This is a genomic window from Labilibacter marinus (assembly GCF_001659685.2).
Taxonomy (GTDB): Bacteria; Bacteroidota; Bacteroidia; order Bacteroidales; family Marinilabiliaceae; genus Saccharicrinis; species Saccharicrinis marinus.
This window is the reverse complement of record NZ_LXYE02000034.1, coordinates 220,312-232,565: the sequence shown is the minus strand read 5'-3', so window position 1 is coordinate 232,565 and position 12,254 is coordinate 220,312. Positions and strand designations below refer to the sequence as shown.

The 12,254-nt window shown below is 35.4% G+C and carries 8 protein-coding genes; 1 reads left to right on the top strand and 7 read right to left on the bottom strand.

Going from position 1 to position 12,254, the window contains the following annotated elements; translation table 11 throughout:
- Positions 1–340: 340 nt before the first annotated feature.
- The gene (locus tag A8L32_RS14490) at positions 341–1,087 is read right to left on the bottom strand and encodes a formylglycine-generating enzyme family protein (protein ID WP_075590810.1); all 747 of its coding nucleotides are present in this window, start codon (positions 1,085–1,087) and stop codon (positions 341–343) included.
- 115 nt (positions 1,088–1,202) lie between these two features.
- On the opposite strand from A8L32_RS14490, the gene A8L32_RS23855 reads away from it, so the two are divergent.
- Positions 1,203–1,349, top strand: a complete 147-nt coding sequence (locus tag A8L32_RS23855) for a DUF4372 domain-containing protein (RefSeq protein ID WP_075590811.1) — start codon at positions 1,203–1,205, stop codon at positions 1,347–1,349.
- 855 nt (positions 1,350–2,204) lie between these two features.
- On the opposite strand, the gene A8L32_RS14480 is transcribed toward A8L32_RS23855, so the two are convergent.
- The 6 genes from A8L32_RS14480 to A8L32_RS14455 all read right to left on the bottom strand — a co-directional run bounded on the left by A8L32_RS14480 (position 2,205) and on the right by A8L32_RS14455 (position 12,164).
- On the bottom strand, positions 2,205–2,978 hold the full coding sequence (locus A8L32_RS14480; RefSeq protein ID WP_066631558.1) for a hypothetical protein: 774 nt from the start codon (positions 2,976–2,978) through the stop codon (positions 2,205–2,207).
- Positions 2,979–3,337: 359 nt separating this feature from the next.
- Positions 3,338–5,962, bottom strand: a complete 2,625-nt coding sequence (locus A8L32_RS14475; protein ID WP_066631556.1) for a valine--tRNA ligase — start codon at positions 5,960–5,962, stop codon at positions 3,338–3,340.
- 617 nt (positions 5,963–6,579) lie between these two features.
- Positions 6,580–6,999 (bottom strand): GNAT family N-acetyltransferase, encoded by a 420-nt coding sequence (locus A8L32_RS14470; RefSeq protein ID WP_066631554.1) that lies wholly within the window; start codon positions 6,997–6,999, stop codon positions 6,580–6,582.
- Entirely contained in the window at positions 6,990–7,805 is an 816-nt protein-coding gene (locus A8L32_RS14465) for a GNAT family N-acetyltransferase (RefSeq protein ID WP_066631552.1), read from the bottom strand. Before A8L32_RS14465 ends, A8L32_RS14470 begins: the two co-directional genes overlap by 10 nt.
- A 12-nt stretch (positions 7,806–7,817) precedes the next feature.
- Positions 7,818–9,266, bottom strand: a complete 1,449-nt coding sequence (pdxR, locus tag A8L32_RS14460) for a MocR-like pyridoxine biosynthesis transcription factor PdxR (RefSeq protein WP_066631550.1) — start codon at positions 9,264–9,266, stop codon at positions 7,818–7,820.
- 195 nt (positions 9,267–9,461) lie between these two features.
- Complete coding sequence (locus tag A8L32_RS14455) at positions 9,462–12,164, bottom strand: DUF5686 and carboxypeptidase regulatory-like domain-containing protein (RefSeq protein ID WP_066631548.1); 2,703 nt, start codon at positions 12,162–12,164, stop codon at positions 9,462–9,464.
- Between the last annotated feature and the right edge of the window lie 90 nt (positions 12,165–12,254).

Below are 12,254 nucleotides of genomic sequence, written 5' to 3'. Positions count from 1 at the left end.
AATAAATTAGGTTCTGTTTTAATTTCTGTTGGGTACATATGCTTTTATTATAAAAATTGGTTTATTCGTTTTTAGTCACTCCTCATTAGTTAACTTACGAAGTTATCAACTACCCTTATCTTCTTTTTCTTTGAGGATTTCATATATCAACTTTAAATATTTTAAGATATTGCCTAATGTATGAAACAACCACCATAGCAGAGCTAGCGGTATTGTGTACAGTGCGATTTGCACAATCTTATTCATTTCCATATTCATAGAGTTTTGTTTTATGGTTATTACTGCTATTAATTATTTGCAATGGCCCATTGATAATTATTCATTGGTCACAGCTTAATTCTTACTCTACATCCTTAGCGCATCTAAATCCTACAGCAAAGTCGCTCCAGTTGGCTATTAAACCTTTTCGGTAAAATACTTTTTTGCACATTTTGCCCGAATGCCAGCTTCCTCCTCGGATGACACGGTTAGTACCTTGGGCGGGACCTTTAGGGTTATCGTAAACGCGCTGTTGGTAATAGCTTTCTGAATGTCTGTCGGCTACCCACTCCCAAACATTGCCGCTCATATCGTACAAGCCATATGCATTTACCTCGTATTGCCCCACAGGTTCTATTAAGTTTTTCCAGCCTGTGCTGTCCTGTTTGGCTCTTTCCTGATGCCAAGTATCTCCATGCGGAAAGTTCTTGCCCTCTAATTCTCCCCTTGCGGCATATTCCCATTCGGCTTCTGTGGGCAATCTTTTACCAGCCCATTTGGCATAGGCCATTGCATCGCCAAAGCTTATGCCAACCACGGGATAGTTTAAATACTTATCGCCACATCTAAAGATATCGGTATTCCAAAATTCCGGTAGTCGGTGCTTGGTTTCTTGGCAAAATTTTAGGTAGTCTTTGTTGGTGACTTCGTATTTATCGATATAAAAGGAATCGACCTTTACCAGATGAGCAGGACTAAAACCAAGACTGTTCTTCATATCATTTCCCATGATAAACTCGCCGCCTGGCACCAAGGCCATATTTGAATTTTGCTGCGCCAATACAATGCTTGAGACAAATAGAAATAGAAGTAAAATGTGTTTTTGCATAGGGTGGTTTTTAAAGATATAAGAGTTTTAACTGCTAAAATAATATTTTAATAGGAATCTTAACAATCCTGTTCTAAGCAAATAAAAAAGAGAGAAAGAATTTAAGTATCTATTAATTACACAACAAAAAACCACTTTCTCTCAAATCATATCAAAATTAGATTATACAAGTTTTAAAAAGATCGTTTCGAAAAAGTTTATAGATAAGCATCAAAAAGGATATGATTACTGGACGCATCTAGTGTCGATGTTATTTTGTTAATTTATCAAAAGTCAATCTGTACGAGATATTAGTAATGGTTTACGTTCTACTACAGGTAATCTAAATCATATGGGCATAGAAAGAGCTTATAATAAACGATAATGCTAAATGACGTAGCTAGAATCCTACAACATTAAACAGCCGTATAATGGCATCTTTATTAATTTTAAAGTATTCTTTATTGCTATATTTTAAAGGAGGGTCAATACTTCTCATTCTACAAAAATAATTACTTTTAGTAAAAAATATTGAAGTTACACATTTTACAAACACCAATTAGCCAGACTGTCCAACCGCACTAAAACAAAAGGATAATCACAAGTATACTATATATACTTGCGATTAATCTCTTTATTTGAGCTCAGCTTTTCTAATAAATAATTAGTTTTTCTTAGATTTTTTTTCTCTCTTTTCTGCTTTTTTTTCTTTTGGAGTTTTAGCAGGTTCTTTTTTTACGTTTTTCTTTGCGTCTTGTCCTTTTCCCATGATATTATTTATCTAAATGTTATTTGTTTCTCTGTTGCTTGTTTGCTTTTAATTCTGACAAAAATATAGGCTATAAAACTCTATTAAAATTAAATAAAACTTATTGCATATATAAAGCAAACGGTTTAAAGGCAACGGACTATCATATTTGCACTAAACCAAAGCTTATATAGTTTGGCTATAAATTTAATATTTTTACCTTCCAAAGCAATAGGTTTATCTGCAGAACTCTATTCATTAGCAGCATAGAGCGCTATAATCTGTTCTGTTTTAATAAACTTAGTTTCCGAAATAGTTATTTGCATTTATAATGATGAGTTACTTTTATTCTAATTATAGTTAACATTCATTATTCTTTTCGAGAAAGGTTTAAAATGTTTTAATGACTCTCATAACAGCCGAAAAATCGGCATTCCCTTTATAAAAAGAAGAACCTGCTCCAAATTGAAATGAAAACCCATTTTCCCATTCGTAATGCATTTGAGGAAGAATAAGTAATTCCATTTCGTTGCTATCTACTTTTTGAAAGGTAGGGTCGGTATTATTCATTTCTAATCCTACTACCATATGCTTATTAAGGTTGGCAAAAACAGAAGCGTTCAATAAAATAGTATAATCTTTCTCAGGACTATCCGCGCCCGATTCTAACATTACACCAAATAATCCAATTGTACTCCAAACCTCATTAAACCTGTAAGCCGGAACATATAAAAAGTTGAGTTCTAAAATATCATCGTGTATATATTGTTCGCCTATCACCTGAATACCATGAATGAATTTGTTATTCTTAGATGCACCCATTGTCCATTGAAAAGCCAGTTTATAAGCTTCTAATTCGAAATCATGCATCGGAAATTCCAATTCCACGGCAAAACCATCAAACAAGGCATATTCTATTTCAGGAGCCCACTCTACACCTCTTACAGGACCGTCATTTAAGGGTAAATCTGCTAAGGCATTTATTTCTAATTCTCCTTGCTTGGCACCTAGACCTCTAACCAAGTCAAACATGAGTGGTTCTGGAATTTCAACGGTTTCCTTTTCTACTTTATCTTGACTAAAAAGGGTATTACAGATAACTAAAAGCACCATTAATATCTTTAATGGTCTAGGTTGGAAAATAGAAAAATTGATATTTGACATTTGTGCTACTATTTTATTAATGAGAAGTGTTTGCAATAAGTCACAAGCTTAAAGGTGCATATTTCACCTCGTATAGGCAATATTAAAACGGAAATTACATGATGAAATTGTATCTAAAAGACAGGATTTAAAAGATTAAGGCTGTGCGTCCTTCAGGCTCCTTATAATGATTATACTTTATACCCAGCGTTACACACTGGACTGTTGCTGTATGACCTTTGGTCACCTACTGACGGGAAGGTACTCTGAGCTTGAAGCAACAAACGCCGCAAATTGCGGCGCTTGTTATTATTTACTCTGTATGATTTAAATGGCTTGTACATCAACTAATGACCAATGACTAACAACCAATCACAAAACTACCCTTTCATATTAGCGATGCTTTCTTCCAAAGCTTTAATTTTAGCTTCGGCATCAGCTTGTTTTTGTTTTTCAATGGCAACTACCTTTTCTGGTGCGTTGTTTACAAAACGTTCGTTGCTTAGCTTTTTACTCACCGAAATAAGGAATCCTTTATTGTATTTTAATTCCTCTTCTAAACGTTTAATTTCTGCATCTACATCAATTAAATCTCCTAAAGGAATAAAGTACTCGTTGGCCTTAACCATAAACGATAAAGCACCGTTTACTTTTTCGGTCACAAAATTTAATTCCTCGGCATTAGCCAACTTAACCAATACAGCATCAAAACTTTTATCGTATCCTGAATTATCTAATATACTTAAAGCAATGCTATCCTTATTAGGAATATTTTTTTGCTTACGAATGTTACGTACACCAGCAATGGCTTCTTGCGTTAAGCTAAAGCTTGCTAATAACTTTTCATCCACTTCGCTAGGCACAGGCATATCCGAAACCATGATGCTCTCGCCTTCTTTTCTGTCGCCTAGTATTTGCCAAATTTCCTCAGAGATAAATGGCATAAATGGGTGCAGTAATCTTAATAACTTATCAAAATTTTCGATAGTCGCTTTGTAAGTAGCTCCATCAATAGGTTGCTGATATCCTGGCTTCACAATCTCTAAATACCACGACGAAAAATCATCACGGAATAAAGTATAAACCGACATCAATGCATCCGAAATACGGAACTTGCTAAAGTGATCATCCACTAAGTTAATCGTCTGATCAAGCTTATGACTAAACCACTCAATACCTTTAGCAGCACTCTCTGGCTGAGCTAAGGCCTCATCTACTTCCCACCCTTTAACTAATCGGAAGGCGTTCCATATTTTGTTGGAGAAGTTACGTCCTTGCTCCGTTAAGCTATCATCGAATAACAAGTCGCCACCAGCAGGAGAACAAAGTAACATACCCACACGAACCCCATCGGCACCATACTTGGCAATTAAATCCAATGGATCGGGCGAGTTACCCAACTGCTTACTCATTTTACGACCTTGTTGATCGCGCACCATACCGGTAAAATACACATTTTTAAATGGGAAGGTTCCTTTAAACTGGTACCCCGCCATAATCATACGCGCCACCCAGAAAAAGATGATATCGTGACCCGTTACCAAATCGCTGGTTGGGTAGTAATAATCAATCTCTCTTTTATCCGGATTAAATCCATCAAACACAGAAATAGGCCATAACCACGACGATGCCCAAGTATCTAACACATCATCTTCTTGCTTTAAATCAGCAATAGTTAAAGCAGCATTACCACTCTTCTCTTGTGCTAACTTAAGGGCTTCTTCATCATTTTTAGCTACAACAAAATCACCGTTATCTAAATAATAAACCGGTATTCTGTGTCCCCAATACAACTGACGCGAGATACACCAGTCTTTTACGTTTTCCATCCAGTGACGGTAAACGTTTTTAAACTTGGCAGGGTGAAACTGAACCTCATCAGTCTCTACAGCGTCCAAAGCCACCTTAGCCATTTCAGTCATTTTTAAGAACCACTGCGTACTAAGCTTAGGCTCAATAACAGCTCCAGTTCTCTCTGAACAACCTACTTTATTATCGTAATCTTCAATTTTTAGTACGTTTCCTTCTTTTTGTAATTCTGGGATAATTTCCTCGCGAACCACAAAACGATCTTTACCCACAAACAGCTGAGCTGCCTCACTTAAAGTACCATCGTCGTTTAAAATATCGATGCTCTCTAAGTTATGACGCATTCCCATTTCGTAGTCATTTAAGTCGTGCGCAGGGGTAATTTTCAAACACCCTGTACCAAACTCCATATCTACATAATCATCCTCAATAATTGGAATAGAACGATTGATCAAAGGCACGATCACTCTTTTTCCTTTAAGATGTTTAAAACGCTCATCGTTAGGATTGATACAAACTGCGGTATCTCCTAAAATGGTTTCTGGACGCGTAGTTGCAATGGTTACATGGCCATCTTCACCCTCAATTTTATATAGTAGATAATATAATTTTGAATGAACTTCTTTATAAACCACTTCCTCATCAGAAACAGCAGTTAAAGCAGCAGGATCCCAGTTTACCATACGAACACCACGGTAAATTAATCCTTTGTTATATAACTCAACAAAAGTATCTAGTACAGCTTCGCTTCTGGTTTCATCTAAAGTAAAACAAGTTCTGTCCCAATCGCATGAAGCACCAAGTTTCTTTAATTGCTCCAGAATGATTCCACCGTGTTTCTCAGTCCAATCCCAAGCATGACCTAAAAATTCATCACGCGAAAGGTCAGCTTTATCAATACCTTCTCCTTTTAATTTATTTACCACCTTAGCTTCCGTAGCAATAGAAGCATGGTCGGTACCTGGAACCCAACAAGCATTTTTGCCCATCATACGAGCACGTCGCACCAAAATATCCTGAATGGTATTGTTTAACATGTGCCCCATATGTAGCATTCCCGTTACGTTTGGCGGTGGAATGACGACGGTGTATGGCTCTCTTTCATCCGGTTCTGAATGAAAATATTTTTGATCCATCCAATACTTATACCACTTGTCCTCCGTTTCGGCGGGATTGTACGTACTTGCTAATTCCATGTTTATTTATAGATTATAGACAAAAGACAAAAGACAAAAGACGATGAACTTCATTTAAGGTTATTCATCTTTTAATCAATTAACTTATCACCTAGTTTTATTTACTTTTTGAATTAAGCTGCAAAAATATAAAAATTAGAAAGACTTAGGTATATAGATGGAGAGGTTTTCAAGACAAATACTATGAATAATCCTTTTAAGATTACCCAAAGCATAGAAAAGACTCCCAAAATGAATGATGATGGACAGGTTTGGCTTTAGCTCTTTTAGAGCTAGCTGCAGGTTAATTGTTTTCATTGGGCGTTGCCCAATGCTTTCGCTTTTGCCCCAATGGGGCATTTATCTTAAGTCTGTCGTTCATATAATTGAGATAATGACCATTTCTCGAATCAAAAGTCCTACGGATTTAAATCATTAGCCCAGAGCAACACTCTGGTTAGCATAGCGAGTTAAACATTGAACCTAAGGAGCGAGGACCAAGGGATAACAATTCATTTATACCTATTAAATCAGAATTAACAAATTACCCTTGTTTTAATAATTCTCGACTTTATATTGATCATCTTCAATTTTAAAATCTGTAATTCTAAAAACTACACTTTCTTTAAAATGAATTGCTAACTCATTACCCTCTCCATTAAGTTTTCCGGTTTTATTAATGATGTAAAACCATACTGTTGATATAAGCCATGGGCATCATCTGTTGCCAGTCCAATTTTTCTTACTTGTTTTAATTCAGGGTATTCTATAATCGATTTCATAAGAGTCTTTCCGATACCTTGCCCTCTGTATTCCTCCAGTACAAAAACATCCATTACCCAGGCAAAAACCACTTTATCGCTTACAACTCTGGCAAAAGCAACTTGTTTATCTTTTAAATAAATGCCGAAACAAATGGAGTTAGAAATAGAAGATTCCACTTGCTCCAGCGTCCTACCTTTTCCCCAATACGATCTATTACTCAAGAAATCGTATATCATAGGGATATCCAGTTTTTCCTTACTACATGAGATAGTTAATTGATTGTTTAATTGCATGGTAATTTATAATATGGGAAGGTTAATATTTGTTTGAACCCTAAACTCTCTGCTAGCTTAATGGAAGCTACATTGCTTCCCTTGCACGACCAGACTGGTTCTAAATTATTTTGTGAACAATACTCAATTAATGCGGAACAAACTCTTTTAGCTAGTCCCTTGCCTCTGTAGCCAGAAAGAGTTTCAATTCCTATTTCTAGCTTATTTTTGATAATAAAAGCGGCAAATGCAGTAGCTACGGGCATTCCATTATACATGACAGAAAACCCAACTCCGTCCTTTATAAAATGTGCTGAATTATTATAAAAATACTGCGGAACAACTTGTCCCGTTATTAAATTATAATTTTCTTCTGTCGTACGTTTAATAACAATGCTTGGCTCTTCAACTTTTATCAGCGATATAAAATCAACCTTTTTAAACTTAAAGTTAATTCGTGAATCCAGTACAACCTTTTTATCGTCACTTATCTCAGTTGTGAGCTCAGCTTGTAGTAAATCTGCCAATTTCTCATTCCATAACATAGGGTAAACCTGTAACCATTCTGGCTGTGACCTCTGTTTATCTGCATTAAGTAAATAGGACTTTAAGCACTTATTAAAAGATTCATTTTTGGTAGACCCAAATAACAGAGACATTCCATACGGATGCCTGAAATAAAAGCTTTGAGGATTCTTTACATCATCTATAAACACCTCTCCTTTCACTTTATTTTCAACAACAGCTAAGGCAAATAGGTGATTTATATTTACGCTCTTTAGGAGGTTTTCAATCGCACTATAAGCGCTAGGATTCAATTTTATCATTCTAAAAAAGGTTTATAAACTATTTACTGTGTTGCCGATGACTTTAATACCTTCTTCAATTTCTTCCTCACTTCTACTGGAGATAGATAATCGGAAGCATACCTGATTTGTATCGGAAACGAAAAACCTTCTTCCTGGTGATACTGCTACACCATTTTTTAGAAGAATCCCGATGAAACCTTCTTCGTTACAACTTTCTATTTTCAGCGAAAACCAAATTAAGTATCCGCCATTGGGTTTAGTATAGCTTACCTTATCTAATGGCAAGTATTTACGGCACGCCTGTAAAGCAACTTGCATTCTTTTTTTATATGACCTGTGCAATCGTTTTTTGTGCAAATCATAGTTTCCATTTTTGCAAAAATCCAATATGGCTGCTTGCGTTAAAGTGACGGATGATAATTCAAATATTCGTTTTAGGTTGGCTGCTTTTGCCACCACTTCCTTTGGAGCCACAAACCACCCTACTCTAATTCCAGGAAATAGAACCTTTGAAAAGGTGCCCAGATAAATGACCAAGTTGTTTTTATCCATAGATTTTATGGGAACAATCGCTTTTCCAAAATATTTCATATCCTCTTCAAAACCATCTTCTAAAATGGGAACTTTGTATTTTTTACAAATGGCGTAAAACTTTTCTCGATGACTATAAGAAGTGGTGATTCCTGTAGGATTATGAAAAGTAGGTATGGTATAAATAAATTTAGGTTTATACTCAATAATCTTGCTTTCTAATTCGGATAAATCCATGCCTTCTCTTATCATGCTCACACCATGAACACGAATACCTAAATGCTTTGCCAATTGAAGCATTATTCCATAGGTTGGATTTTCACAAAGAATAATATCTCTAGGGTTGGCCAAAGTTCTGGTTAATAACTCTAAGCCATTTTGCATTCCATTGGTCATCATTATCTGCTCCGATTCGCAATGAATACCATGCTGCTGCATCTGTCTAGCGATATACTCACGCAGTGGATAATAACCTTCGGACTGATTATAATCCAACACTTCGCTTCCTTTTTCCTGTAATACACGGTTTATACTCTGTCTAAAAGCCTGAACAGGCATCAACATATGGTCTGGACTTAACAATCTAAAATTAAGTTTAGCCTCAGAAGAAAAATCGCTGTCCTCAAGTAAAGAACTCGCTAAATCTGAAAATTGATTATTCCAATTCAGTATTTCCGAACTCTCTTCCTTTATACCTTCAGTTCTTTCTACCGCTTGTCTAACTTTAGAGTATCCCCCTTCTGTAGATTCTATATAACCAGCTGCCCATAATTCCTGATAAGCTCTATAAACAGTAGTACGATTAACTCCTGTTAATTCCGCCAACTTTCGGGTTGACGGCAGCGTTTCTCCTACATGAAGACTACCACTTTTAATCAGTTCTACAATTTGATTGTAAATTTGCTGATACAGTTTTTTCTTGCTTTTATCTAGCTGAATTAAAATCATACTACAAACTTAAAGCATAATCGGACTGCCCACAACAACCAATTAGTACTTTTTGTCAGCAGTCCAATTTACAGTATGACCAAGAAAATAAAAATCCCGTAGAACATTACGTCCTACAGGATTTTCTTTCTAGTATTGTTTGGTGTGTCCTGACTTTTAACTTTCGACTATATTACTTTCTGAACTCATTATCATTTAATCCAAATCACCTAAATTTAAGCTTAACCTTACACCCCATCTCGAAAACTCCATTTCCTCAAATCCTGCAAAAACACCTACATTAGCAAACAGGAATATTTGCGTAATTCCATACCCTACTTCATTATAATTTTTAAAGCTGGCTTGTGTTAAATGACTGTAATACAAGTTTTCATTCCACAATTTATCTTGTAAAAATGGAATATTCTTAATTAAAAGGTACGGTGTTGAATAACTAAAATGACCTTCTAAATACCAATCATTGGTGCTGTACTCATAATCATTCAGTAGGTTAAAGTTATTTTTCCAATCTTTAAACGAAATAGGAATTTGGCTGGTATTAAAATGCGTGTAATTAGAGAAATGCATATTCTGATTATTAAAATAATAACCTCCTCGAACATCGTAATTGATGTTGTACATATAACTCCATTCCAGCTTTTGTTTGATACGTAATTCCATCATATCAAAACGAGAATCGGACTCCATAATTCCATCAAAACCTCCTTTATAACTTAAAATAAATGTTGGATAATCTGATTTAATCATACGTTTAAAGCCTTTATCAATTCGATAGTAATACTTGGGTGTATATTCTAGTTTAGCACTTAAACTAAAGGCCTTACTGTCATCAAACTGCCCCATATCAGGATGTGTGTTTATTTCGTTATTATCCCAATACTTTCTATTTGGGTATCCCCACGAATAAGAAGTACTATTTTCCAGACGATTCATGTGCTGATACTTAGCTCCTATAGTTAACATTAAACCATTGGCAAGAAACCTCTGCGCACCAACAGAAGCATAGTTATCCTTATAAAGTTTCATATAGTTTTCCTTCAAGAATAAGGACGAAACCATATTAACGAAAGGAGAAATACCATTGGGGTTAAAATCTTGGCTCCATTGCCCAGCGTCAAAGAAAAATTTGGTATGATTAATAAATTCTAACCTATAATCACTTTTCATACGCCACATTAAATCTTCTCTTCCAAAAGCATACTTCAAGCCTCCCCAAATACTTAACTTATCTCTTTTTTTATAACGCGTTTTAATATCAAAACCTTGCGAAAAGGTAAAGCCATCCACTGAGTTAAAACCAAAGTTATTAGGGTCAAGCAGCCCATAATATTTAAACCTAATTTGTCTTTCCTCAGTCGGATTCCAATACTTTTTCCCTCCGCCTAAAGCAGTATCCAGTCCTTTACTAAATTTTGATTTCTCCTTTTCTTGCTTTACACTATCTACCTCCACTCCCGACATAGCTAAGGTTAAGGAATCTTTTATTCCAAAACTCTCAATCTCTTTTTTACTTAAAGGGATAGGCCTAATTTTATTCCAGTCAATAGAGTCTTTACTCACTGTATCTTTTACAATTTGATACAAACTATCTCTACTTTCTAATTCCAAACCTCTATCGCCTTGCTCCTTGGCTTTATTTTCTTTTTCCATCAAACGCGAAAGCTTCATCATCTCGCGATTATTTAAATCATCCTTAGCCAGTAGTTCTTCAATTTTTTGTTGCGACTTATTTAATACAGGTTGCTGCTGTTTTTCTAACTCTTCTAAAAAGGCTTGCTCCTCCTCTATTTCCGCGTAAGCTTTCTTTAAAGAAGTAGGCACAGGTAGGCCAGCATCTAATTCAACCTTTTCATATTTTACCGAGCCACCATAATTCGCCACGGCCTTAAATCCCATCATCTGTACGTCAACATCAAACTGATGACTGACGGGTAACCATGCTTTGCCTTTAACGGGCTCTTGCACCTGCTTTACTCTTACCTTTCCAAAAAACTGCTCATTGACTAAATCCACCGAATGAATATTCCACAGCTTATCAACAATATATATATAGCCTTCAAATAACTTTTGATTTTTACGTTTAGGCGTTACTTTAATCTTGTTCACATAAAAATCTCCTTGCTTAAAAAAACCTTCGTATCTGAACTTATAAAACGAAAAAGCCTTTCTACTCACTGGCGAAATGGCCAACTCACTATCCGAATCGTAGAAGCTATAATTTAAAAAGCCCATAATATCATCCTCACTATCGTTTGGAATAGTAGAACGCTTTGAAATTTGCTTATGAATATATTTATTGGGTGAGTCAAAAGTAATTTCATTAATACTTTCCGCTACATAACTTTTTCCTTCTTCAATACCTTCTTCTTTCATTTGTTTACGAAACAGGCGTGGCACTTTTTTCATATCAAAGCCACCTTTCATATACACATTGGCCTTATAATGCTTTATTTGTCGTTGAAAATATGGAGCCATACTAATGGATTTTCGCATAATGGCATAAGCAGGATCTTCATCACCCGAAAAAACACGAACTTCTTTAATTCGATAGTCGTGCGGTTGCAGAGTAATATCCTTAACAATATCATTCGATTTCATATCTACCTTAAGTTCAACCTTAGTATAACCTAAAGCCTGAAAAGATATGTGCGATATTCCTTTGGGTAACTCCAGACTGTATTCTCCCTCTAAATTAGTTGTTGTACCAGCGGTTAGTTCCTGAATATATATTGATGCAAATGGTATCGTTTCTCCATCGGAGGACCTAACTATACCAGAAATAGATTGAGAAAAAATAGAAGCATGTATAACAAAAAGCATTACCATGCTTAAACCCCATTTAAAGTTGGGATGAAAATTGAGCGTTAATGAACCTACTGACGATTCCGTTTTTGACATTACTTAAGGTTTTAGTTCCAGGTTATGGTACAATTCAAAATTACACTCAAATGAGTTTTATATTTTAATTCTATAAAACTAATTTAAAAG